General features: G+C 60.4%; 19 protein-coding genes and 1 pseudogene. 10 read left to right on the forward strand and 10 right to left on the reverse strand.

The features are described from left to right. Positions 1 to 597: hypothetical protein (locus tag AC6FTP_RS07450; protein WP_497206280.1), on the forward strand; the 597-nt coding region annotated here is incomplete at its 5' end. On the opposite strand, the gene AC6FTP_RS07455 is transcribed toward AC6FTP_RS07450, so the two are convergent. Then, a complete protein-coding gene (locus AC6FTP_RS07455; protein ID WP_497206281.1) occupies positions 594 to 1,025 on the reverse strand; it encodes a hypothetical protein in 432 nt (143 codons plus the stop codon). The genes AC6FTP_RS07450 and AC6FTP_RS07455 overlap by 4 nt on opposite strands. Next, a complete protein-coding gene (locus AC6FTP_RS07460) occupies positions 1,022 to 5,590 on the reverse strand; it encodes an InlB B-repeat-containing protein (protein ID WP_497206282.1) in 4,569 nt (1,522 codons plus the stop codon). Before AC6FTP_RS07460 ends, AC6FTP_RS07455 begins: the two co-directional genes overlap by 4 nt. A 195-nt stretch (positions 5,591 to 5,785) precedes the next feature. Here AC6FTP_RS07460 and AC6FTP_RS07465 point away from each other — a divergent pair, with 195 nt between their 5' ends. Together AC6FTP_RS07465 and AC6FTP_RS07470 are read left to right on the forward strand one after the other, a co-directional pair. Beyond that, entirely contained in the window at positions 5,786 to 6,682 is an 897-nt protein-coding gene (locus AC6FTP_RS07465) for a sugar phosphate isomerase/epimerase family protein (RefSeq protein ID WP_497206283.1), read from the forward strand. 65 nt (positions 6,683 to 6,747) lie between these two features. Then, positions 6,748 to 7,290 (forward strand): glutathione peroxidase, encoded by a 543-nt coding sequence (locus tag AC6FTP_RS07470; protein ID WP_497206284.1) that lies wholly within the window; start codon positions 6,748 to 6,750, stop codon positions 7,288 to 7,290. A 59-nt stretch (positions 7,291 to 7,349) separates the two neighbouring features. On the opposite strand, the gene moaA is transcribed toward AC6FTP_RS07470, so the two are convergent. After that, positions 7,350 to 8,348 (reverse strand): GTP 3',8-cyclase MoaA, encoded by a 999-nt coding sequence (gene moaA, locus AC6FTP_RS07475; protein ID WP_497206285.1) that lies wholly within the window; start codon positions 8,346 to 8,348, stop codon positions 7,350 to 7,352. Between the two features lie 27 nt (positions 8,349 to 8,375). Further along, the gene (locus AC6FTP_RS07480; protein ID WP_497200341.1) at positions 8,376 to 8,663 is read right to left on the reverse strand and encodes a putative quinol monooxygenase; all 288 of its coding nucleotides are present in this window, start codon (positions 8,661 to 8,663) and stop codon (positions 8,376 to 8,378) included. A gap of 84 nt (positions 8,664 to 8,747) precedes the next feature. Here AC6FTP_RS07480 and AC6FTP_RS07485 point away from each other — a divergent pair, with 84 nt between their 5' ends. Further along, positions 8,748 to 9,914, forward strand: a complete 1,167-nt coding sequence (locus AC6FTP_RS07485; RefSeq protein WP_497206286.1) for a leucine-rich repeat domain-containing protein — start codon at positions 8,748 to 8,750, stop codon at positions 9,912 to 9,914. Here AC6FTP_RS07485 and mtnA read toward each other — a convergent pair. Then, a complete protein-coding gene (gene mtnA / locus AC6FTP_RS07490) occupies positions 9,904 to 10,962 on the reverse strand; it encodes an S-methyl-5-thioribose-1-phosphate isomerase (protein ID WP_497206287.1) in 1,059 nt (352 codons plus the stop codon). The two genes, AC6FTP_RS07485 and mtnA, sit on opposite strands and share 11 nt — an antisense overlap. Positions 10,963 to 11,237: 275 nt before the next feature. On the opposite strand from mtnA, the gene AC6FTP_RS07495 reads away from it, so the two are divergent. Beyond that, positions 11,238 to 11,678, forward strand: coding sequence for an Hsp20/alpha crystallin family protein (locus AC6FTP_RS07495; RefSeq protein ID WP_497206288.1), 441 nt, complete (start codon positions 11,238 to 11,240; stop codon positions 11,676 to 11,678). A 36-nt stretch (positions 11,679 to 11,714) separates the two neighbouring features. Beyond that, the gene (locus AC6FTP_RS07500) at positions 11,715 to 12,101 is read left to right on the forward strand and encodes an Hsp20/alpha crystallin family protein (protein WP_497206289.1); all 387 of its coding nucleotides are present in this window, start codon (positions 11,715 to 11,717) and stop codon (positions 12,099 to 12,101) included. Between the two features lie 53 nt (positions 12,102 to 12,154). Here AC6FTP_RS07500 and fdhD read toward each other — a convergent pair whose 3' ends face one another. Further along, positions 12,155 to 13,057: a formate dehydrogenase accessory sulfurtransferase FdhD gene (gene fdhD, locus AC6FTP_RS07505; protein ID WP_497206290.1), complete on the reverse strand. Its 903-nt coding sequence runs from the start codon at positions 13,055 to 13,057 to the stop codon at positions 12,155 to 12,157. Positions 13,058 to 13,078: 21 nt separating this feature from the next. After that, positions 13,079 to 14,215, reverse strand: coding sequence for a DNA polymerase III subunit delta (gene holA, locus AC6FTP_RS07510; RefSeq protein ID WP_497206291.1), 1,137 nt, complete (start codon positions 14,213 to 14,215; stop codon positions 13,079 to 13,081). A gap of 135 nt (positions 14,216 to 14,350) precedes the next feature. On the opposite strand from holA, the gene AC6FTP_RS07515 reads away from it, so the two are divergent. Both AC6FTP_RS07515 and alr read left to right on the forward strand, forming a co-directional pair. Continuing rightward, positions 14,351 to 15,328 carry a hypothetical protein gene (locus tag AC6FTP_RS07515; protein ID WP_497206292.1) on the forward strand — a complete coding sequence of 326 codons (978 nt, stop codon included), beginning with the start codon at positions 14,351 to 14,353 and terminating at the stop codon, positions 15,326 to 15,328. A gap of 27 nt (positions 15,329 to 15,355) precedes the next feature. Then, a complete protein-coding gene (gene alr, locus AC6FTP_RS07520; protein ID WP_497206293.1) occupies positions 15,356 to 16,522 on the forward strand; it encodes an alanine racemase in 1,167 nt (388 codons plus the stop codon). 74 nt (positions 16,523 to 16,596) lie between these two features. Here the strand turns inward: alr and AC6FTP_RS07525 are convergent, their stop codons facing one another. The 3 genes from AC6FTP_RS07525 to AC6FTP_RS07535 form a co-directional block, all read right to left on the reverse strand. After that, complete coding sequence (locus AC6FTP_RS07525) at positions 16,597 to 18,003, reverse strand: AAA family ATPase (protein ID WP_497206294.1); 1,407 nt, start codon at positions 18,001 to 18,003, stop codon at positions 16,597 to 16,599. Positions 18,004 to 18,084: 81 nt separating this feature from the next. Beyond that, positions 18,085 to 21,510, reverse strand: a complete 3,426-nt coding sequence (locus AC6FTP_RS07530; RefSeq protein WP_497206295.1) for a S8 family serine peptidase — start codon at positions 21,508 to 21,510, stop codon at positions 18,085 to 18,087. Positions 21,511 to 21,574: 64 nt separating this feature from the next. Continuing rightward, positions 21,575 to 23,956, reverse strand: a complete 2,382-nt coding sequence (locus AC6FTP_RS07535) for a Tex family protein (protein WP_497206296.1) — start codon at positions 23,954 to 23,956, stop codon at positions 21,575 to 21,577. A 187-nt stretch (positions 23,957 to 24,143) separates the two neighbouring features. On the opposite strand from AC6FTP_RS07535, the pseudogene AC6FTP_RS07540 reads away from it, so the two are divergent. Both AC6FTP_RS07540 and AC6FTP_RS07545 read left to right on the forward strand, forming a co-directional pair. Beyond that, positions 24,144 to 24,368, forward strand: a pseudogene (locus tag AC6FTP_RS07540) (ORF6N domain-containing protein); the annotation flags it as partial. 45 nt (positions 24,369 to 24,413) lie between these two features. Further along, entirely contained in the window at positions 24,414 to 24,659 is a 246-nt protein-coding gene (locus AC6FTP_RS07545; protein WP_497206323.1) for a hypothetical protein, read from the forward strand. Positions 24,660 to 24,661: the final 2 nt, after the last annotated feature.

Consider the following 24,661-nt stretch of genomic DNA (forward strand, 5'->3'; position numbering starts at 1 on the left):
GATGCGATCGCCAGTCGGGAGGATCTGCTGCTGGTGAATGCCGTGATGGGAAACCATCGCTGGATGGTGCGCACGCTGCGGCGGCTATATCAGCACGGCTGGCATATCACGGAGATCGGGGCAGGGGATGGTGCGCTGTCGATGCGCTTCGTGGAGAGCGGGATTTGTGAAGCCAGTGCGCTTCATGCTTTTGATCTCGCGCAGCGTCCTGCACGCTGGCCGAAGGTTGCGGCATGGACCCAGGGCGATTTTTTCCATCACTCACTGCCGGAGAGTGAGGTGCTGGTGGCCAATCTGATCCTGCATCACTTCAAAGAGGATCAGCTCCGTGTGCTCGGCAGCCGGATCTCGGCAAAGACGCGCCTCATCCTGGCTGCGGAGCCGGAGCGGCGCGGGAGGCATGCTGTGATGGGGCGCTGCCTTTCTTGGCTGGCGGAGTTGCACCCCATCACACGCTATGACATGCAGGTGAGCATCCGGGCGGGGTTCCGTGGTAAAGAGCTGGCGGAGAGCCTCGGGCTGGATGCCGCGTGGCATTGGCAGTCTCGGGCGACGTTGTTTGGCGGTTATCGGTTTGTGGCGGTTCGAGAGGCTTAAAGTCCCAGCCAGCTAAGATCCAGCCGCTTGCCGGGCGGTGGAGCAAAGATGCTCAGCTTTCCTGTGGAGCGGTTTTCGAGGAGCGCGCGGGAACCGCTTCCCAACGACAGCCAGATGATGGGCAGCGAGGCATCCTCAGGAGTGAGGACGAGGAGGTCGCCGCCTTTGAATTTGATGACGAGAGGGTGGTTCTCATCGACGATGACACGAAGCCTGTCCCACTCATTGGCACGCGTCCAGTCAATGAGGGTCTGAGCCGTGACCGTGGCTTTTGATGTGTCCGCTGCGGTGATGCGATGAGAATGCTTCAAGCGCAAAGTGCCCACGCCTGGCAGGGGGAGATCCTGCCAGTCAGCCGCCGCCGCTCCGCAGGAAAGGATTCCTGCGGAGGTGAGCAAGGCGGCGATCCGGTGCAGCAGGTGCTTCATGGTGTGGGGATTTCGATGAACTTGATGTCGTCCAGAAGGACGGCGGTGTCATAGATGCTGTCCCCCACGTCCGTGCAGTTGAACTCAAGCACGATGGTCTTTCCCGCGTAGGCGTTCAGGTTCAGTGTGTCGATGCGCCAGGTGGTCTTGTACACTCCACCCTTGTCAAATTTGACGTCAGCAGGGATGACCTGCCCAGCCAGGCCGTCGATGGTCTTGTTAAATAAGTTTGTGAAAGCGCCCACAGCACCAGAGACCGGGTCAACCACGGCCACTCTCACGGAAAAGGCATCCTGATATTGGCTGCCCACATACTCCAGCCACTCCTCGGAATACATGCTCCAGCGGAAGCTGAGGGTGCCGCCGTAGTCCGGCACGCAGAGCCGCTGCTGGATGCTGCCAGCCGTGGTGGTGTAACCCAGGCCGGTGGAGATGATGCCCATGAACTTGCCCTCTTTCGGGCGCTCAATCCCGAGGCCGGTGATGACGCGGCCATCGCCCGTGCGCTGCCATGGATCAATGATGCCATCCTCGAAACCGGCATTGGTGAGGTTGGAGAGCGGGAAGCGCAGGTCGGTGGCACCAGTGTACACGAGGGCGGCGGGATCAGTGTCAGCATCATTCGCACCGTATTTACTGACGGCTGACTGCATGGCCTCGAGAGAGGTTTTATCCTCATACATGCGGTCGATGATCTCCTGGAGGGTGTTTTGTGCATAGGAGCAGCTCACATAGTCTGTGTAGCCAACCACGGTGCCGGCGCCTTTGGCCTTGAAGACATTCATCATGGAGCCGTTGTAGCCGCTTCGGCACATGGCGACCATGACGAGGCTGTTGGGCAGCCCGCCCAGATAATGACTGAAGAAGGAGGGGAGCAGTGCCACCGCACCCCCGCCGCCGATGGCGATGCGCTTGTTGTTGATGTCGTCTTCGTAAACGCCCTTCACATACTTGCCGTCCACCACAGCGAGATGAAGGCCGGAGTACATGGCTACGACGGAGAGGTTGCCCTTGAGGAAGTCATTCGGCCCCCAGACATCCTGCCAGTTGGAGAGAAGCCCGTTGTAAACATTGTCGCCATGGGTGCAGAAGTGGATGTAGCCGAAGGAGGAAAGGTTTTTGAAGGCGGCCAGGGTGACGCCGCGGGTGGAGTTGTTGATGAACTCTTTGTCAGCATAAAGACCGCAGGTCCTGTGAGCTTGAATGGTCGGCCAGGGTTTGAAGTAGTCATCGCCGTTCCCGAAGCTGTTTCCTGGATCATCCAAGTTTGCGATGTACGGACTGATGATGACCGCGCGGTCGCTGCGCATGCGGTTCTTGCCATCTGAGGCCAGCGAGGGTGGCGGTGCAGCGAAGGTTGTCGTTCCATTCGGACCCACGGAGACCTCGGTCAGTTCGGGGGCGAAGAGAGTGGCCAGATCCGCAGGCAGATAGAATGGATTTTGCACAGCTTGGAAAGCCTGGTCCGGCACAGGTGGTTCGGGTGGGGCACCACGATCTGCGACACCTGCGGGCGCTCCACCGCCAGCCCTGGAATTTGGGTTCAGCGGATGATGGAAGCCCAGGATGCCGTCCACGGTGACCCACCAGACGCTTCCTTCTTCCGTGGTGCCCACGGTTCCGATGTCCGGGTCCAGCTTCAACTTATCCGCCACAAACTGCGCCGCCTCCTGCGGGGTATCACCCTCTGTGATCCGTGTTTCGTAGTCCGCTGCCGCGCCGTCGGCGATCTCGCCGGCTTTGTTGACCTCCGCATCGGTGAGCGGTTCGGGTGCCCAGACTTCCTTCGTTTCAGAGTAGTAGGTGATGGGGCCGGGTTTTTGCACTCTGGCGCGGTAGTAGAGGTAGCCAGACGCAGCGGCCGTGATGCTGGTGTTGGCCGTGAAGATGCCGTCGCCCTGGATTTCATCCGGCAGGGTGCCGTTGTCCGTCATTGTGGCGACCTGGGTGAGGGAGTCATCATTTTCCACACGGAACAAGGTTACCGTGGCCCCCGGTGGGTTGAGGAGGCCCAGCTTCCAGGTCACCGTCGTCGGCGAGCCTACCGTGAGGGTCGAGAGCGGCGTGGTTCCGACATAGGGACTCAGCGGCGTGGTGAAGTCGGAGGCCGGATAGTAGGTGACGACGGTGGGATACCAAGCGACCTCGCCACCCGTGCCCACGGCGGCAAACCAGATTTCATTGTCACCCGGCACCATGGGCACGTTGGCGGTCCAATTATCCTCATCGGCACCTGGGGAAGCCGGTCCCCAGTTTTGGGCACTGGAATTGTGGTAATACACCCCGGCCACACCCAGGGTGCCGTTGGTCAGCAGATTGAAGAGAGCCGGGGATTTGTTGGCGACATTGATGCTGTCCCCGAGCCCAACCGGGGCGATGCCGAGGGTGCCTGCAAACTGGGTGCCGATGGGGGCAAAGACCGCTTCCACGGTGGTGTTCCGCCGGACATTTTTCAGCAGATACGTCAGCACTCCACCACCGGGCTTCTGGGCCTTGAAGACGCCATTCACCCTGACCCCAGCCTTGAAGCCCGCTGGCGGGGTGACGGTGAAGCTTTGATCCTTGCCATTGAAGACATTGATCGTCCCCGAAGGCGTGATGCTTCCGGCTGGTGGAGCGCTGGCGGTGACGATGTGGCTCGTCTGGCTGAACTTCGCCCCGATAGAGGCGTTCTTGGTGACGTTTGTGAAGGTGAAACTGCCGTCCGTATCCGCCACGGGCTTGCCATCCACGATCAGACTGTCGATCTTGTAACCCAGCGTGGGGTTGATGGTGTAAGTCTGGCTGCCGCCGAGCGGCACCACTTTGTTTCCAGTGGGCAAGATGTTCCCGCCCGTGGACTGCTTTGCGGAAATGACGGGCTGCTTGGTGAATGTGGCCGCCACAGTGGTGTCCGCCTGGATGTTTGTCACGGTGGTGGTCGTGACGGCGCCGACGGAGTTCTTGCCCACCTTCACATCCAGCACGCGGAAGTTGGCCGCCGGAGTGATGTTCACCACGGGACTGATGCCTTTGGCAACCAAGGTCTTGCCAGGCGGAGTAACGGTGCCGCCCGCCCCGGCGGTGGTTGTCAAAGCGACGTGATCCGCCCGCTGCTTGAAGACCGCGCCGATGGTGCCGTTCTTCTCGACATCGGTGAAAGTGAAACTGCCGTCTGTGTCTGCGACCGCCTTGCCATCAATGATGAGATTGATGATCTCGAAACCTGTCGCCGCAGTGATGGTGTAGATTCGGTTGCCGTTCAACGCCACTGAACTGTCCCCTGCCGGGCTGATGGTGCCACCGGTGGACTGCTTGGCTGTAATGACGGGGTTCTTCACGAAACTAGCCGCGATCGTCTGAGCCTTCTGCACATTCGTCAGTGTGTGGGAGGACACGGCACCGACCGTTTTTCCGTCCACCTTCACATCCAGGATGCGGTAGCCCGTCGCCGCAGCGATGTTGAAGGCCCGACTGCCACCCTTCAGGACGCCCACCTTCCCCAGCGGGGAGATCGTGCCGCCCGCACCCGCGCTGGAGGTCACAAACACATGCGTCGCCAGCGCTCGGAAAACCGCAGTGAACGTGGTGTTCTTGATGATGTTTGTGACGGTGTAAAAACCGTCCGTGTCCGCCACCGGCTTGCCATCGACGACGAGGTTCACGATCTCATATCCGGTTGCAGGGGTGATGGTGTAGGACCTGCTGCTGTTGTAGGACACCGTGGCATCGCCCGTCGGGGTGATGGAGCCACCCACCGCTTGTTTCGCCGAGATCACCGGATTCTTCGCAAACGTCGCCGCGATGGTCTGCGCCTTCTGGATGTTGGTCAGCGTGTAGAAGCTCACCTTGCCCACACTTTTGCCGTCCACCTTCACATCAGCAATGTACATGCCAGAGGACGGGGTAATGGTATAGCTCTGGCTACCGCCTTTCGTCGCCTGGACCTTGCCCAGAGGCGTGATGCTGCCTCCCGCCCCCGCACTGGAAGTCAGGATGACCCTGGTGGGATCGAGAGCAAAGACGGCCTTCACCGTGGTGTTGCCGGTGATGTTCGTCACCGTGTGGCTGAATGACTGTGGCTTCGGATTCGGCAGCGTCACAGGTGCGCCGTTCACCGTCAGTGAAGAGAGAATGGCACCCAGCCCGGCCTCCATCACATAGGTCCGCTCACCGCCGATGCCCACCGTGTCTTTGCCCGAGGGTGAGATCGTGCCCGGACCGCTGGCGCTGGCGGTGATGGTGGGGCTTTTCGAAAACGTGGCGCTGATCGTCAGAGCAGCGTTCACCGGCCCGGGATACACCTGTGAATCGATGCCCACGGAGACATTGTCCACTTTCACATCCTGGATGGAGAACCCGGCATTCGGGATGACGAAAAAAACCGGGTTGGCGCCATCGGGAAACGTCACCGGCCCGACGGGAAAAATATTTCCGCCGACGCCCGGCGTGGTGGTAATGACATGCTGGGCCGAAGCCGCGCCAGTAAGCGTGGCAACCAAGATCACGAGATGGATGAAGAGTCGTGCAGTCTTAAACAACTTGGATGCCGCTTCTCCCGCCAATGAATGAGTGTGGGGTTTCATGGTTTTGATTTCCTGATTCGATTTGAAAGCGGAATCACCAGCCAAGATCGCAACAAATGATTGAGTGAAGATGAGCGTGCTGCTCCCGCTGAACTAAGACAGCTGTTAGAATACGAAAAACTTCCGCAGAAGCCAAACATTAATTTCACCAGTGTCGGCACCAGCTCGCAATGATGACAGAGCCCGATTCCTGTCATGTCCAGCCGTTGGGTGAAGATCGACCAAGCTGGTCGCGTTTGGAGGAGGATGATCCGCCGCCACTTCCTCTCCACCAGCGCTATCTCAACAATCCATTTCGCCATGCCCGCGAGCGCGGGTCAGTTCACCGGCAGGATACGCAAATCTTTGAAATGGAGCATGGCACAGAAGGTAGCCGCGGGGATGAGTCTGACGGAAGCATTTTCAAAGCTGCGTGAGTGTGGCTTTGAAGGCGTGGAGCCGAGCCTGCTCGGGCATGTGACGATGCAGAACGCAGACGAGTGGATCGCGGCAAGCAAGGCAAGTGGACTGATTATCGACGGCACTGTTGGCGGACGTGCGGAGAGCTTGGAAGCCGGCATCGATCTCACGAAGAAGCTCGGCGGTGACTCGATGCTCGTCGTTCTGGCCTATCCCCTGGACCAGCCTTTGCAAAAGACCTGGCGAGAGGCTGTGGCGCGCATGAAAGAGGCCGCGTCTCATGCGGAAAAGCAGGGCGTGAGGATGCTGATCGAGAACGTTTGGAACACCTTCACCATCAGCGCTTTTGATATGGCGCGGTTGATCGATGAGATCGGCAGCCCGTGGGTGGGCGTGCATCTGGACATCGGCAACCAGATGCGCTGGGGTGTGGCCGAGCATTGGGTGGAGGTGCTGGGGAAACGCAGCATGAAACTCGACGTGAAGGAATACGATCTCGACGTGGCGATGAAGGAAGGCATGAGGAAGGGCTTCGACAATCCGCTGGGCGAAGGCAGTATCAACTGGCCCGCCGTGCGTGTGGAGCTGGCAAAGATCAACTTCACCGGCTGGGCCGCCGCTGAGGTGAAGGCGGGTGGCTGGGACTACCTCGCCGATGTGGCAAAGCGCATGGACCGAGTGCTGGATTTGTAGCGCACCGAGTTCGTCTGAAAGTTCCCGACGCTCGTACCGTCTCCTCCGTCCCATTCAACAAACCTATGAAACATCTCCTTCTTTCCCTCCTCCTCGCCGCTGGCATCGCTGGTGCTGCTGAAAAGTCCGTGCTCGATATTCCGCTGAAGGACATCGACGGCAAAGACACCTCCCTCAAAGCCTATCAGGGCAAAGTCCTCCTCGTCGTGAACGTCGCGTCACGCTGCGGCCTGACCAAGCAGTACAAGGAACTCCAGGCGCTGCACGAGAAGTTCAAGGATCAGGGCTTCAGCGTGGTCGGCTTCCCCTGCAATGACTTCGGAGCTCAGGAGCCCGGCACGAACGAGGAGATCAAAATCTTCTGCACCGAAAAGTACAACGTGAGCTTCCCGATGTTCGACAAACTGCACGTCAAAGGTGCCGAGCAGCACCCCCTCTACGGCGCCCTCACCGGCAAAGAAGGTGCCTTCCCCGGCGATGTGAAATGGAACTTCGGCAAGTTCCTCATCGGCAAAGACGGCAAGCCCCTCCAGCGCTTCGAGCCCAAGACCACGCCGGATGATACCGCCGTCGTGTCCGCCATCGAAAAGGCGATTGCTGCGAAGTAAGCTGCGTCTGACTTCACAAAAGCCGTGGTCTTCGGGTCACGGCTTTTTTGTGCCTGCGTTCACCCCCCAATCGCGATCATCTTCCGGTTGGGCTGGTAGTTGTCACGGAAGTCGTGCTCTTTCGGCTTCCTCGCGACGACGTTGTGGATGAGGGTGGCGAGTTCGGCGTCGCTGCATCCGGCGCGGAGGGCTTCGCGGAGGTCGAACTCGAGGTAGCTGCCGAGGCAGGGGCGGAGTTTGCCGTCACTGGTGAGGCGGAGCTTGTTGCAGTTCTCGCAGAAGTGCAGGTTCGTCATCGCGCCGATGAAGCCGATCTTCTGGCCAGTGGCGGGGATGGCGTAGTAGGTGGCGGGGCCGTTCGTTTTGAAGTCGGGCAGAGGCGTGAGCGGGCCGTAGTGCTGCTCCACCATCTGTTTCGCGTGGGTGGTGGAGAGGAAGTTCGCCTCGCTCAGCACGTCCTGAGTGCTTACGGGCATGAGTTCAATGAAACGAAGCAGTGCGCCTTTGCTGTGGGCGTAGTCGATGAGCGGCACGAACTCGCGCTCGGTCTGGTTTTTCATCAGCACGCAGTTCAGGCGGATGGAGCGGAAACCGGCGTCGATGCCGGCATCGATGCCATCGAGCACCTTGGGCAGGAGATCGCGGCTCGTGCTGCGTTGGTAGGCGGCGCGGTCAAGCGAGTCGAGCGAGACATTGGCGCTATGCACACCAGCTTTGACCAGACGTGCGGCGATGGTTTCACCCTGCTCTTCTTTGCTCAAAAGAGTGCCGTTTGTGGAGATGCCGATCTGCTCGATGCCCGGAATCGCAGCGATCTGCGCGCAGAAATCAGCCACGCCCGGACGGGTCAGCGGTTCGCCTCCGGTGACGCGGACCTTTTTGATACCGAGCCCGGCGCCGACACGCAGTACGCGCAGCATTTCCTCGTAGCTCAGCACTTCCTCTTTCGGAAACCAGGCCTGCTCCTCCTCGGGCATGCAGTAGCGGCAGCGTTCGTTGCACCGGTCGGTGACGGACACTCGCAGGTAGGAGATATGATGGCCGAAGGCGTCTTCCACGGTGGGGGGATGGGATACGCGGGCGGATCAGTCGAGGACCGGACCTTTCACCGACCAGCGCTTGCTGACAAAGCCGGTGGCTGACTTTTCCTTCCACAGCGCGAAGTGCGGCGTCTGATAATGCGCCTCCATGGCGGCCTGATCCACATACTGCTCGCTGAGCGCGAAGAGGTTCGGCTGCTCGAACTGGCGATTCACCTCGAAGCGGGTGCAGCCCGGCTCCTTCACGGACTCGGCGGCGTTGAAGGTGATGACTTCGAGGAACTCATCGACACGGGCGGGGTCGATCTCGAGGATGACAATAACATTGATCATGGTGACGCCGACAGAGCCGATTTTGCGATAACATGCAACCATACGCTGCCGTATCATTCCCCTCACTACCCCGACCCACCAGACATGAAGTCCATCCCATCCCTGATCCTCCTCCTGTCTGCCGCCGCGCTGTCCGCGCAGGATGCGAAGCCTGCCGCACCCGCCCCGGCCAAACCTGCGGAAGCCCCGAAGCCCGCAGCGGCTCCCACTCCAGCCCCGGCCGCTGCCAAGCCGGCTCCGGCGACGCCTCCCGCGAAGGTCGAGACTCCTGCCAAGCCCGCGGCAACACCAGCGCCCGCACCCAAACCAGCCACGCCACCTGCTGCGGCCCCTGCCAAGCCAACGACGCCAGCCCCAGCCAAGCCTGCTGAGACTAAGCCAGCCCCAGCGACGACCGCCAAGCCTGCTCCCACTCCTGCGAAGCCCGCCGCTCCAGCCACGGCGAAAACGGAACCTGCAAAGCCCACCCCTCCACCACCACCGCCGAAGCCCGTCGCTGTCTTCAAGGACAAGGCACTCGAAGCCGCCGTGCGGAAGCAGGTCTTCGCGAAGCGCGACAACCAGGAAGTCATCACCGCCGAGGATGTCGCCACTGTTTCCATCATTGAGGGCAAAGGCGCAGGCATCACCGACCTGACTGGTTTGGAAAAATGCACCGCGCTGGCCTCCCTGACCTTGCCAGACAACAAGCTCACCAGCCTCGCCGCCATCAAAGGCCTGGAGCGGCTCCAGTTCCTTGATGTGGCGAACAACCAGATCGCCGACATCTCTCCGCTGGCCACCTGCAAGGCGCTGCAATACATCGAACTCACCAACAACAAAGTCACCGATGTCTCCGCGCTCGGCGGTATCACCGCGCTGAACTCGCTCTACCTCGCCGGGAACCAGATCGCCGATGTCTCCGCGCTCTTCAAACTGCCCAAAGTCTGGACGCTCTACCTCGACGGCAACAAGATCACCAAACTCGATGGCATCGGCCAACTGAAGTGGCTCTCCATGCTCTCGCTGAAGGGCAATCAAGTTGCCGATCTCGCCCCGCTGGAGGCATTGACCGACTTGCAATTCCTCTTCCTCGACAAGAACCCCGTCGCCGACATCGCCCCGCTGCATCGCGCCTGGAAAAAAGACAACGACGGTGCTCGTGAGTGGGCTCCCTACTGCCAGATCTTCCTCACTGAATGCCCGCTGAACGATGCCTCAAAAGCCCTCGTCGAGGAGCTGAAGAAGGCAGGTGCGCGCATCACGCCTTGAGCGGCGAACTCACCCCAGCCTCGGTGATCAAGCCCGTGATCAATCTCGCGGGTGTGACGTCGAAGCCGTAGTTCACCGCGCGTGAGCCTTCGGGCACGATGCGGACGGTTTGCACCGAGCCATCCGCGGCGACGCCTTCGAGGTGCGTCACCTCATCGCCGCCGCGTTGCTCGATGGGGATCTCCTTCACGCCATCGCTCAGCGTGTCGTCGAAGGTCGAAGAGGGCAGCGCGACGTAGAAAGGCACGCCGTTGTCCTTCGCCGCGAGAGCTTTGAGATAGGTGCCGATCTTGTTCGCCACATCGCCGCTGCGGGTCACGCGATCCGCGCCCGTGATGACCATGTCCACAAGCCCGTGTTGCATCAGGTGCCCGCCCGTGTTGTCCGCGATGATCGTGTGCGGCACGCCCTGCTGGCCCAGCTCCCAGGCGGTGAGCCGTGCGCCTTGGTTGCGCGGGCGCGTTTCATCCACCCAGACATGCACCGGGATGCCCGCCGCGTGGGCCGCATAGATCGGTGCGGTGGCCGAGCCATGATCCACAAAGGCCAGCCAACCCGCGTTGCAGTGCGTGAGGATGTTCACCACCTGCCCCGACTTCCGCGCCGCGATCTCGCGGATGATCTCCAGCCCATGCTGCCCGATGGCGGCGCACATGGCCGCATCTTCATCGGCAATCCGACCCGCCTCGGCGAGTGCGACCTCGACTCGCCGCTCGAAGCCCGCAGCCTGAATCGCCGCGAGCTGGCGATTCACCGCCCAGCTCAAATTGACCGCTGTGGGGCGAGTCTCGATCAGCTCACGAGCCAGCTTTTCCAGAGCCTCCGGCGTCTCCGCCTCACGGGCTGCCAGCGCGATGCCATAGCCCGCCGTGGCTCCGATGAGCCCCGCACCCCGCACCGCCATGTCGCGGATGGCATGGGCCACCTCCGCGACGGATCGCAGGTCGAGCAACTCAAAGCTCCAAGGCAGGCGGCGTTGGTCGATGATGCGGACGATGGCATCATCGGGCATCCAGATCGTGCGGTAGGGCTGGCCAGAGACAAGCATGGCGGCGATTCTGGCCTCAGGCAGACCTCACGCCCAGAGATTTTTCTCGGAAGATCAGGCATCCCGATGAAAAGTGCCACGACTGCACTTTAGAGATCATGGGTGAAGGTTCAGTTAATGCCCATGTGGCACAAATTTAACCAGGTCGCGAAAGCGTGGTTGAAATTAACTCATTGAAAATCAACGCTAAAATGGCTGGGGCGAGGACTTGGCATCGAGCTTGCAATGGATTGGCACGTCTCAAAAAGACAACCCAAACCCAAATCAACATCCCCATGAAACTCATCCGTTCCAATCCTGCTCTGAATCTTGGTCGTGCCACTGACTTCGGTCCCTGGCTGCGTCATCCCTTTGCCGGCATTCCGGCGGTGGCTCAGCTTCTGGAGGACTTTTTCCCCGCCACGACAGCCCCCGCCGCTGGTCGGCTCGCCACGGACCTCCACGAGGACGCGAACAACTTCTACGCCCGCTTTGAACTGCCCGGCGTGAAGAAAGACGCCGTGAAGGTCGAACTCCGCGAAGGCGTACTCACCGTCTCCGCCGAGCGCCGTGTCAAAACCGGCGAAAACGAGTCCGCCTACACCCTCAGCCGCTCGCTCAGCCTGCCTGAGACGGTCAATGCCGAGGGCATCAGCGCGAAGCTCGAAGACGGTCTGCTCACCGTGACCCTGCCGAAGCAGGAACAGCGCAAGCCCAAGCTCATCGCCATCAACTAACCCATTTCTCAATCCTCATCCCCGAACTTATCCACTATGAACTCCACTTGCTGCCCCCCTGCCTCCAGCCAGAGCGCCCCGACTGCGGGCGTGACGGAAAGCCTGCAAAAACCACGCTTCAGCATCGACCGCCAGGATGACGCCTTCGTCATCCGCGTGGAGATGCCCGGCGTGCCGAAGTCCGGCGTGAACATCGAATACCACGAAGACGTCCTCACCCTCCGCGGCGAGCGCTCCGTGCCGGTGCCCGCCGACTGGAAACCGCTCCACCAGGAGATCTCCACGCTGAACTACCAGCTCCGCCTGAACGTGAACACCCCCGTCGATGACGAGAGGCTCTCCGCCGCCCTCGAAGACGGCGTGCTCACCCTCATGCTGCCCGTGAAACCCACGGCCCTGCCGCGCCAGATCGCGGTGAACTAAGCCACCCCAACCATGCTACAGCGGCGGGGAACCATGTGTTCTCCGCCGCTTTTTCATGCCTTCACGCGGTCCGGGTGCGTGTACACATTCATCGTCTCCCCACGCAGGAAGCCGACGAGCGTCTGCCCGCTGTCATCGGCAAATTGCACCGCCAGACTGCTCGGAGCCGAGATGGCCGCCACGATGGGCACCCCGGCGGCCAGCGCCTTTTGCATCAGCTCAAACGACACGCGTCCGCTGACCAGCAGGATGTGCCTTTGAAAAGGCAGCAACCGGCGCTGCAAGGCCCAGCCGAGCACTTTGTCCAGAGCGTTGTGGCGCCCCACATCCTCGCGCAGCACCAGCATCTCGCCGTGTTCATCAAAGATCGCGCTCGCATGAAGTCCGCCCGTCTGGGTAAAGGTCGCCTGCGAGGCGCGGAGCTTCGCGGGAAGGCTGGCGAGCAGGGCAGGGGAGACGCGGAACACTGAGTGCTCAGTGCTCAGTTCACAGTGCTCAGAAACCGCGTTGGAGGCATCTTTAGACTGAGCACCGAGCACTGAACACTGAGCACTTGCCTTGAGCACAGGAAACCTCTGAAACACACTCTCGATGCTCGTTTTCCCGCAGATGCCGCAGCTCGAGGCGCTGAAGACATGGCGCGTGAGGCTGTCCCAGTTTACCACAGCGCTGCCCGCGAGCAGCACGTCCACCACATTGCCGTATTTGTTTCCCGTGCTCGGGCACTGGCTGATCTCCAGCACATCGCGGGCCCTGGTGATGACGCCCTCGCTGACCAGAAATCCCGCGACGAGTTCCTCATCATGCCCTGGCGTGCGCATGACCACGGCCACGCTGCGACCCTCCACGCGGATCTCCAGTGGCTCTTCGCGTGCGGTCACGTCTTCCGTCGTCACCGCCGAGTCCGGCAAAGTGATGCGCTGCACAGTCACGGGAAACGTCGCGTCATCACTCATGAGTTGGGTTTGGGAAAGAGATCACGCCCTGCGTGTGCGCGGCGCCAGCAGGCCCACGAGCAGACGCTCCAAAACGACCTTGGTGTCGAGCTGCGTCGTCACCAGCTTCGAGTTTGCCGCGAGACAGGCGGCGAAGCCCTCGTGCAGCTCTTCGAGGGTAAATTTCCGCGCCTCGGCTACAGCGAGGAAGAGCGGATACACATTGAAGCCCGAGCCATCTTTCTTGCGCGGCAGGTGAGCCGTGGCGCTTGGAGCCAGTGCATCCAGGCTGGAGTTGAAGCTGTTGTAGCTCATCGTGTTCACCTTGTTCTTCGTGGTGAGTTCCTTCACAATCAGCAGGTTCCGCACTTTCGGGACGATGGCCGCCAGCAGGATGCCGATGGCGTTCTGGCCCTGATACATGAGCACGCCCAGCAGTTCGAGCGCACGCTGGAGATCGCGCGCACCGATGGCATTGCCGATCTCCCAGATCACGCCAGCACGGCTCATGGAAACCATGCCGCGAACCGTGTTCAGGCCGCAGCGGCGACGTTCGCCGAGATAGAGGTCGATCTTCTCGATCTCATTTTCGAGTTGCCTCGTGTCATCGCCAGCCATCTGCACCAGCAACTCCAGCGCTCCGCTTTCAAAGCTGAGTCCGAGCCCGCGCGCCTTCACCATCGCCTGCGCCATCACCGCCTCCTCCCAGCCCGCACGGCTGGTGTCCGGCTTGTCATAGACGTCCATCGTGGCGATCTTCGAGAGGCGTTTGAAGGACGTGCGGCGTTTGTCGATCGACGTCGTGCTCAGCACAAACTTGATGTCCGGCGGCAGGTCCGACTCCAGCACATCGAGGATGTTTTCAAAGCCCTGCACCGAGGCCTGCGCCTTGCCTGTCTGACTCTCGCCGAGGAAATTCGCGCCCTTCAGCCACACCACCTTGCCGCCGCCAAAGAAAGGCAGCGTTTGCAGAGCCATGATCACATTGCTGCAAATCTGGCCCGCGTGCTCCGCATTGTCCGCCTGGCCCTCGATGATCTCATTGCCGAAATCGCCAGAGTCAGGAGGCGAGATGCGCTGGACGATCTTCATCGCTGCCTCCTTCACCCGCGCCTCGTCCGTGCCGATCACGGCATGAAACTGGCTGCTGCTGGGGGCGGATTTCTTGGGCGGAGGCATGGGCGGCCCGATGTGTGGACCAGAACCCCGCTGGCGGCAAGTCGCGGTGGCTTGTCACTCGGAATCTCAGCCGCTGCGCGTTTGAGGCTGGATCGTTTTCTTCCGCTGCGGTAAAACCCAGGTCGCGTCACCGAAATGAAAGCTCTTACCATCTCCCTCGCCGCCTCTTTATTCGCCAGCATCGTCGCGCTCGCGTGGGTGCTCGCCACGCCCCCGCCGCCAGATCCGCGAGTGGCCCGACTGGAGGCCGATTTAAAAGAAGCCCGCCAGACCATCTCACAGCTCCGGCGCGATCTCGCGAACCGCCCCGTCACTCCACCTCCGGCTCCCTCTCGTGTGGGCGGAAGCGTGCCGCCCGACATGGTCGGTGCGACAGCCGGAAGTCCAGGAGCCCCGGCAGCGGCGAGTGGGACCGGCCCCGCTGGCTCCCTGCAGGACATGATGAAAAACCCCGCCATGCGTGATCTCCTCATGCAGCAGCAGGCCGTGCAGATCGAGACCAGCTACGCGCGCCTTTTTGAATACCTCCAGCTCAGCGACGAAGAGAAAGCCCACTTCAAAAAGCTCCTCGTCGAGCGTGGCAAACTGGAGACGGAGCTCGGCTTAAAAATGCTCGATCCCAATGTCACCCCGGAACAGCGGCAGAAGCTCATCGCCGAAGCGGAAAAGAACAAGGCGGCCTACGATCAGACCATCAAAGGCTTCCTCAACAACGACAGCGACTGGAGCACCTTCCAGCGCTGGGAGGGCACGAAGCCCGAGCGGACCTCCTTTGAAGCCATGGGGCGCAGTCTTTTCAATGCCAGCGGTCAGCCCCTCTCCACCCAGCAGGAGGACCAGCTCATCACCCTCATGGCGCAGGTCCGCCAGAGTCCCACACCCGAGCAGGCCGCGCTCTCGCGCATGATCCAGGACCCGAGTCAGTTGAACGATGCCAATTTTCAAAAGATGCTGGAGTACCAGAAAGCCACGAACCAACGAACGCTTCAGGAGGCCGCTGCCTTCCTCTCTCCTGCGCAGTTGAAGCCGCTGCAAACTTACCACGATCAGCTCATCGAAACCTTCAAGACGAGCTGGCAGATGAGTTCGATGTTCAGGCAGGGAAGCAAGTGATCTCGCTCCCTCCTTGCCTTTCATCTCGTGCCGCTGAACATCGCGACTCCGATGCCAGCCAATGCTCCCGCCAATTCCGAAGATGAATCCATCCGCCCCACGCGGGTGGAAGTGGACCTCGGGCAGCTCGGACGGAATTTACAGACGATCCGCCAGCATGTCGGCGCAGCCAAAGTCATGGCCGTGGTGAAAGCGAATGCCTATGGTCACGGCCTCGTGCCTGTGGCGCGCGAGATGGTGAAAGGCGGTGCTGACTCGTTGGGCGTCGCTTTGCTGGAAGAAGCCGTCATTTTACGCGAAGCGGGTATCACCGCACCGATCCTCGTCTTCGGTGGCATCGCCGAGACGCAGATCCCCATCTTCATCCGCAATGATCTCACGCTCACCGCGCCTTCGATTGATAAGCTGAACCTCATCGACAACGCCGCCGCAGCGATGGGCGTCACTGCGCGCGTGCATTTGAAGATCGACACCGGCATGGAGCGGCTCGGCATTCATTATTACAGTGCCGACAAGCTCCTCGAAGCCAGTCTCAAAGCCCGGCATGTGCAGGTGGAGGGCATCTACTCGCACTTCGCCAACTCCGACGCCGCTGACCTGACTCATGCGCGTGAGCAGCTCTCGCGCTTCCACGAGGTGCTCAGCTTTTACGAGAAGCGCAGCCTGTCCATGCCGCTGCGGCACATCGCGAACAGCGGCGGCATTTTGCAGCTTCCCGAGAGTCATCTCGATCTCGTGCGTCCTGGCATCATGCTCTACGGCGTGTATCCAAGCCGCGAATGCGTCCGCACTGTGCCCATCATGCCCGCGCTGACCTGGAAAAGCCATGTCGCCTACTTTAAAGTCGTGCAGCCCGGACAACCGGTCAGCTACGGCAGTACCTGGCGGAGCGATCATCCGGTGCGCATCGTCACCGTGCCTGTGGGCTATGGCGATGGCTACTTCCGCGCGCTTTCCAACAAAGGTCAGGTGCTCATTCGCGGCCAGCGTCATCCCATCGCCGGTCGTGTTTGCATGGACCAGATCATGGTGAATCTCGACTGGGGCACCGCCTACTATCGTGATGAAGTCATCCTGCTCGGCAAACAAGGCGAGTCGGAGATCAACGCCGATGACCTCGCTGAATGGGCCGGAACGATCTCCTACGAGGTGTTCACGAACATCAATTCGCGGGTGCCGAGGGTCTATGTTTGAACTCAAAAACAACCCTCTGAGGCAAAATCGATTTTCTTCCTATAACGTGAAATAAATACGTTATAGGAAGAAAATCATCTGAGCATATCCGAAGCCTGAATGATGCGGTGAAAGTAGCCGGAGGCCGGTATTTCCTTGGAAACAGGTCCATCAACGACCAGCACCGGCTGCACAGTCCGCCGTGGATAGGCCGCACGCAGTGCCTCTGCCTTTCGCTCCACCTCGGCAATGACAGCCTTACCCAGCGGGGCGGTTTGCCGCTTCATCTCACAGAGCGTGATCACTCCATCCGCACGATCATACGCGAGGTCGATCTGCACACCCGTCAGCCCTTTGCGCGGTGAGCGAAACCAGGGCCCGGCTTCATAGTCGATGGCATCGAACTTGAGCAGACGCGCCAGCAGTACCTGATGCCGAAGGCACACCAGCTCAAAGGCGCGTCCCATCCAAGAGCGGAAGGCCCCGCTCTGCCGAAGCGTGATGAACATGTCCTTCTTGCCGACTGTGCGAATCTGCTTCAGTCGAGTGCGCAGGAAGGCGTGATAAAAACTCATCCATGGGTCACTTAGGTAGTAGCGGATCAGCCGTGACTCGCTGCCTTTGTCAAAAGGGCTGTGAGAGGAGATGAAGCCCGCCGCCTCCAGATCATGCAGCCGCTGGCTGAGCATCCCACCTTCAGCGATCTCCGCCTCGGCGGCAAGTTCACGACGAGTCAGACCATAAGGTGAATCTGCCAGCGCGCGGACGAGTCGTGGATACTCGGCATTGCGGCCGAAGTGGCTCACGAAGATGCGGTCATACTCCTCCACGAAGTAGCCATCCGCACGAAAGGCCTCCTTCTCCATGCCGAGCACGACCGAAGGCGCGGCTGCGAGCAACTCGAGATACTTGGGCACTCCGCCCGTGTAGCATTGAGCATCCAGTACTTCCTGAAACCCACGTCCATGCAGCAGACGTGCCGTTTCATGAAGCTGGAATCCCTGGAGATGAATCACCAGGTCCGTGCGTCCATAGAAGGCACTGGAGCGGATGACCTTGGTCGTCATGAAGGAAGCGATTGATCCGCACAGGATCAGGCTGCGGCCTGGAGCGCGTGAGAGATACTGCTCCCAGACCATCTTCAGGGTCGAAACAAGTTCCTGTCGGTAGTTCGCCAGCCATTGAAACTCATCCAGCACGATGACCATGGGACGCTTTGCCAAAGCCGTGTCCAGAGCCATCAGCGCCTCGTGCCAGGAGGTCACGGGCGGCAGTTGCCGACGAAGCTGGCGAGATGCCTGAGCCAGGAAGCTCTGGATCTGCGCCTGAGTGGACTGGTTTTCCAGTCCCTCAATGAAAATGACCGGCTCACGCCCAACGGCCTGCCGGATGAGCGATGTCTTGCCGATGCGCCGACGCCCGTAAATCACGGCAAGCCGGGGCTCACGAGCTTGGATGGCCGTGCGCAGCGCCTGCAATTCTTCGTCGCGTCCGATAAACATGATTTTCTTCCTATAACGCGAAAAAATTACGTTATAGGAAGAAAATCGTCCACGGCTATTTCTCGAAATTCTGGCTCTTGATCAGGGTGCCGCTACTCGATAAAACCTCCGCGAGTCCGTGCTGACGCTCGGGTCGGTCCAGGTCGTGGTGGTGCTGGTGGCGGTGAGAGTGACGGTGGTCCAGGTCTGCAAGTCGGGGCTGTGCTGCACGCGATACTGCCTGCCGATGACGGAGGGGAATTGGATCGTCGGGTTTGTTCCTGAGGCGTTGAATTCGATGCGGGGGCCGGCGCTGGGGTCGGTATCGCTGGTGCCGAAGGCGGCTTCTTCGTCGGCCCAGAAGCCGTCGCCATCGGCATCGGAGTAGAGCTTAAACTCATCCACAAAACCGGAGTCGAGCCCGCTGCGAACGAAGTCATCTTTGATGTAGGCCCATTTCAACGTGTGAGTGCCTGCGGGGATGATGAACTCTTTTAACGTCCAGCCGACCTCACCGCTGATGGCCTCCTGCTCGACATCGTCGATGTAGAAACGCAGGTAGTCGTAGTCCGCCTCTGAGGAGATGCCCCAGTAGAAGGTCGCCTTGGCTGGGCCGGTGACCTGGGTGCTCATGACGCTGTCCTGGAGATCGCCGATCTCGCCACTGCGGGCGGCATCACTGCCATCATGAGAGTAGAGCGCCTGTGGCCGCCAAGCGAGATCGCCTGAGGAGGTGATGACTTGGGCTGGCGCATCAATCGCCGCCGCCAGACCTTCGGAGATAGCGCCGACGTTGAGCGTCAGGGTGGCCGAGCCTGTGCCGAAGTCATTCGTGGCCTCGAGGGTGATCGTGTGGGTGCCGATGACCGAGGTGCTGCCGTAAATGAGGCCCGTGGTGGTGGAGATCAAAAGCCCCGCAGGCAGCCCCGTGGCTGTGTAGCCGGTTGGGGCATTCGTGGCGGCGACTTGATGGCGGACGGCGGCGTTCTCATACGCATTCACGGTGCCTCCGGTGACGACGGGCGCTGCGGTGATGGGGGTGAGTGTCATTTCATCCACCCAGCCGGCGTCTTGCCCTGCGATGGTGGCCTCGTCTTTGAGATAATAGATGTCCACATTGTGCGTGCCGGGCCCGATGTCCTGCGTGACCTGTGTCCAGTCCACCTCACCCGTGATGTAGGCTTTGACGTAGCCGTCCACGGTGAGCACAAGGTAGTCGTAATTTGCCTCAGAGGAGACCTTCCACTGGAAGCTCAGCCGTTTGGGACCGACGACGGTGAATTCCATGCCGGAGTATTCTTCATGGCCCACCGGGGCACTTTGCGCGGCATCCACGGTATCGTGACTGATCGTGGTTTGGCGGAACCAGTCGCCATAACCAAAGGGAACGATCTTTAATGACGTGGGCTGCTCCACGGCATCTGACAGGGCGGGATCGGCGGGCAGGATGTAGAAGACTGCGTTTTCGAAAGCGGTGCTGGTGGCGTTCGATGCGGTGATGAGTCCGTAATAGGGACCAGTGCCAGCGGGCGTGCCGGTGATGAGTCCCGTTGTGCCATTCACTGTGATGCCAGGAGGCAAACCGATGGCGGAGAAGCTGGTGGCGAAGTTTGAAGCGGTGATTTGATGCCGCAGCTCCGCGCCCTCGCGCCCGACAATGATGAGGCTGGAGGTGATGACGGGCGCTGGCAGGCCGCCGGTGGGCACGGTGCCGTGGAAGGTGATGCTGGCTTCGTCCAGCGTGCCGAAGTCGGCGAGATCCGTGTCATAGACTTGCAACTTCCACATACCCTCGGAGCGCTCGCCCCAGAAGTGCGTGCTCATGAAGGTCCAGTCGATGTTCGCTCCGGTGTCATTGCCCCGAGCCCGAGCCAGCCGCACGCTGACACCGCTCGGAGAGGTAAGCCACCATTCGAGCTGACCTCGGCGTGGATGCGTGGCCTTCACCCTCACGGTTACATGCTCCAGTCGCAGACTGTTTTCGGCAGCGACGGTGAAGCTGTGTGTGAGACCAGCGCTGCCGCCATCGGGGATGGACAAAGCCAGGTTGGCCGAGCTCTGCGAGCGTGTTTCGCGTGCTGGCAGATTCGTCCAAGTGGTGGCCATCGTCGTGGCAGCCTGGGCATTCACGAGGCCCGCGCCGTAGCGATGATGAAAGTCAAAACCTGCCCCATTCGTCACCCAGCCGCCGTCATTGGGATCGTTCGTCGTGGCGCTGCGCATGAGTATCTCCTGCACATCACGATAACCGAGATTGGGATTGGCCTGAAGCATCAGCGCCACGACTCCTGCCACGGCGGGCGTGGCCGATGAAGTGCCGCCGAAGCTCTTCGTGTAGTCGCCATTCGCGTAGTCGCTACCCGTCCCGGCATTGTAGCCTGTGCTGCCGGTGATGTCCGTCGTCGTCACGCCCTGGGTGCCGCCATTCGAGGGCGCGCACACCAGGATGTTTGCCCCAGGCTCACTGTAAGGTGCGGCTTCGCCATCATCGCCGATGGCTGACACGGCGATGGCATAGGGTGATGCAGCCCAGCCATCGTAGTTCGAGTCATCGCCATTGTAGTTCCCATTGCCGCCCGCCCAGAGAAACACCGTGCCCTTGCCACCACGTCCTAGCGTCACCGCATCTGCCAAAGCCGCCACGCTCAGAGGCCCGGGCCCGCCGTAACCATAAGCACTGTCCGAGGGCCCCCAACTGCTGCTCTTCACGTCGATGATGTCTTTCCTGAAGGCAAAAGCATCTGCCTCGTCTGCATCCGTCGTCGGGACAGCGATGAGACGCAGACCCACGAGCGTGGCCTCGGGTGCCACGCCAGTGACGCCGATGCCGTTGTTCCCACGTGCCGCTGCTACACCTGCGCAGGCTGTGCCGTGGAAGTCGCCAGTGCCAGGAGTGGGATCATCATCGAGATCATTGAAGTCGCGGTCGTTGACCGTGTCAGCATTCGTCAGCAGATCGGGATGAGAGACCTGCAAGCCATCGTCCAGAATGCCGATGCGGATACCTGTGCCGCGATAGCTATCCCAGGTTGACACCACGCGCAGGTCGATGCCTGCCACGGCTTGGTTTTGACCTGTGTTTTGCAGATGCCACTGGTAGCCGGGGTTCGCTGGATTGTGGGCAAAGAAGGGATCGTCGGGCACCAGGCGATGCTGCATTTGTCGGGCCAGCATGGGCTCCGCAGAGCGGACTCCTGGGAGCCGCATCAATTGTTTGGCTCCGTCCACGGCGGCGGTGGCGCTGCCGTTGAACTCGACCACCGCATACTTGCCACGAGCCTGAGACTTCGCGACGCCTGGAAGCTGTGACAGGCTGGCCGCGCTCGTGCCATTCAGCTCCACGAGCACCTTCTTCGTCAGCCATCGCCGGTTCGCCTCATCCTGCGGCGCATCCTTTTCATACAGCACCCACTCACCCTTCGTGCCGAGTTCATTCGGCGAGCGGACAAAGGCCCTGCCGCCCACGCTGATCTGAGCCTGCGCGAGCGATGCGGCAAAGAGCAGTGTAATGAAGATCCAGCGTTTCATGGTCGGTATACGAATGGAGGCGAATTATGAAACAATGATCAAAAAGGGCGAACCAAGGAAGCTCTTATTTCTTCCCCTTCGAGGCCGCTGCTGTGAACCAGTCGCCACCGCCACCTCCGCCACCAAAGGGATTGCCCATGCCACCACCGGAGGGGCGTCCGCCGCCTCCTTGACTGAATCCGCCCGGGCGACTTTGACCACCGCCACCACCGGCAGGTGCGCCTGCCGGACGTCCGCCTCCCTGCTTCTTCTCGAAGTCAGGTTTTGATTTCAAACTGAGTGCGATGCGCTTCCGCTGGATGTCCACCTCCATCACCGTCGCCATGACTCGCTGGCCGACTTTCACCGCCTCGGCGGCGTCTTTGACAAAGCTGTCGCTGAGCTGGCTGACGTGGGCGAGGCCGTCCTGATGCACGCCGATGTCGATGAAGGCACCGAAGGCGGTGACGTTCGTGATCACACCGGGGAGCTTCATGCCCACTTGCAGGTCCTTCATTTCGTTCACGCCTTCCTGGAACTTGAAGACTTCGAACTGCTTGCGCGGATCTCGGCCCGGCTTGGCGAGTTCGTTCATGATGTCCTGCAGCGTGGGCAGACCGACATCCGCGCTGACATACTTTTTCAAATCGAGCTTCTGACGCAACTCAGGCTTTTGCATGAGATCGGCGACGGTGCAACCGAGGTCAGAGGCCATCTTTTCCACGAGCGGGTAGCGCTCAGGATGCACGGCGCTGGAGTCCAGCGGATGGCTGGCATCGCGGATGCGAAGGAAACCTGCGGCCTGCTCAAAAGCTTTGTCGCCGAGACGTGGGACCTTCATGAGGTCTTTGCGTGACTTGAAGGGGCCGTTCTCGTTGCGGAAGGCCACGATGTTCGCCGCGTGTGTGCTGTTCAGGCCGGAAACGTAGCTGAGGAGCTGCTTGGAGGCGGTGTTCACCTCGACGCCGACGTTGTTCACGCAACTGATGACGATGTTGTCGAGGCCGTCTTTGAGCTGCTTCTGATCCACGTCGTGCTGATATTGACCCACGCCGATGGATTTCGGATCGAGCTTCACCAGCTCCGCCAGCGGGTCCATGAGACGACGCCCGATGGACACCGCGCCGCGCACGGTGAGATCGTGATTTGGGAACTCCTCGCGGGCGACATCGCTGGCGCTGTAGATGGAGGCACCGCTCTCATTCACCATGATCACTGGGATGTGTTTCGGGATGCCGATCTTGTTGATGAAGCCTTCCGTCTCGCGGCTGGCAGTGCCGTTGCCGATGGCGATGGCTTCGATCTTGAAGCGCTCGATCAAGTTCAGCACAAGCGTCTTTGCGTGCATGAGGCTGTTGCCTTCGCCGAGGAGGTAAATGACATCGTTGAAGAGAAGCTGCCCCTGCGCATCGAGGACGACCGTTTTGCAACCGCTGCGGAAGCCGGGGTCGATGCCTAGCATGCGTTTTTGCCCCAGCGGTGCGGCCATGAGCAGCTCGCGCAGGTTGTCTGCAAAAACCTTCACGGCATCGGCATCGGCCTTCTTCTTGGATTCCAGGCGGAACTCGGTCTCCATGCTGGAACTGAGCAGGCGCTTGTAGCTGTCGGCGCAGGCCAGTTTCATCTGATCCGTGCAGGCATTGCCGCCTTTGGCAAACATCTGCGTGATGATCTGCACGGCGGTCTCTTCCGGCGGCTGGATGCGCATGAGGAGGAAGCCTTCTTTCTCACCACGACGAATCGCCAACATGCGATGACTTGGGATGGATTTCATCGGCTCCGTCCAGTCGAAGTAGTCGCGGAACTTCTGCGCTTCCTCGTCCTTGTCTTTGCCATACATGACCTTGGAAACCACGGTTCCTTGGTCGGCGAAAAGTTTGCGGAGGGCGGCACGGGCTTCAGCGTTGTCGCTGATGCGCTCGGCGATGATGTCGCGTGCGCCGGCGAGGGCATCGTTGGCGTCTTTGACGCGGAGTTCTTCGTTTTCGTGATCGGGATTCACCAGCTTTGCAGCCTCGGAAGCGAGGTCTGCACCAGCGGTGAGCATGTTGGCTTCGATGAAATCGGCCAGAGGCTCCAGGCCCTTCTCTTTGGCGATGGTGGCACGCGTGCGGCGTTTCGGACGGAAGGGAGCGAAGATGTCCTCCAGCACATTGATCGTTTCCGCCTTCTCGATCTTCGCGCGCAGGATGTCCGTCATCAGCTTCCGCTCTTCCAGTGACTTCACGATGGCTGCACGGCGATCATCCAGCGCCACGAGCTGTTCCATGCGCTCTTTGATATTGAGGATCTGCACCTCATCGAGCATCCCCGTGGCTTCTTTACGATAGCGGGAGATGAAGGGCACGGTGCCGCCATCCGCGAGCAGCTTCGCCGTGGCACCGACCTGAATGGCCTTGATGCCGAGTTCCTTCGCCACGCGTTCGACGTGGGCGACATTGATGTTGAGTTCTTCAGAGGCAGACATGGTTGGAAAGGGGTTGGTGGCGTGGTGTGCCGGGTTGGGAGGGTTGAGTTAGCGAGTCACATGAACGGCAGCAAGGTGAAGAGTTTCACGCCGAGAAATTTAGTTCCTTGACGCTTTTCAAAGCCTCGCCGCCAGCTCCGGCAAAGACCGCTTGTCATTTCTGAGACTTTCTGGTGTGAATCCTCCTATGCACTCGAAAAAGACCCTCGAGATCCCCATTGTCACCGTCCGTGGCCAAAGGGTGCTGCTGGATTCTGATCTGGCGGCGCTCTACGAAGTGCCCACGAAGGTCTTCAACCAAGCTGTGAAAAGAAACCTTTCCAGGTTCCCCGAAGATTTCTCCTTCATTTTGACGGGTGAAGAGTGGCTACACTTGAGGTCACAAATTGTGACTTCAAGTTTGAGTCATGGTGGACGACGTCATATGCCCCGAGTTTTCACCGAACATGGAGCCCTCATGGCAGCCTCGATTTTGAACAGTGACCGGGCCGTAGCGATGAGCGTGTATGTCATCCGAGCATTCATCGAGATCCGCGAGCAGCTCGCCGCGAATCAGACCATCCTCAAACGACTCGCCGAGATCGACAACACTCTGCTGATCCACGACGCCTCCCTGCGTGACATCTACCAGAAGCTGCGTCCACTGCTCACCGCGCCTCCGGCTCCACCCAAGCGCGAGATGGGTTTTCACACCCGTCCCTGAAT

It is taken from the genome of Prosthecobacter sp., from assembly GCF_044378005.1.
Taxonomy (GTDB): Bacteria; Verrucomicrobiota; Verrucomicrobiia; order Verrucomicrobiales; family Verrucomicrobiaceae; genus Prosthecobacter.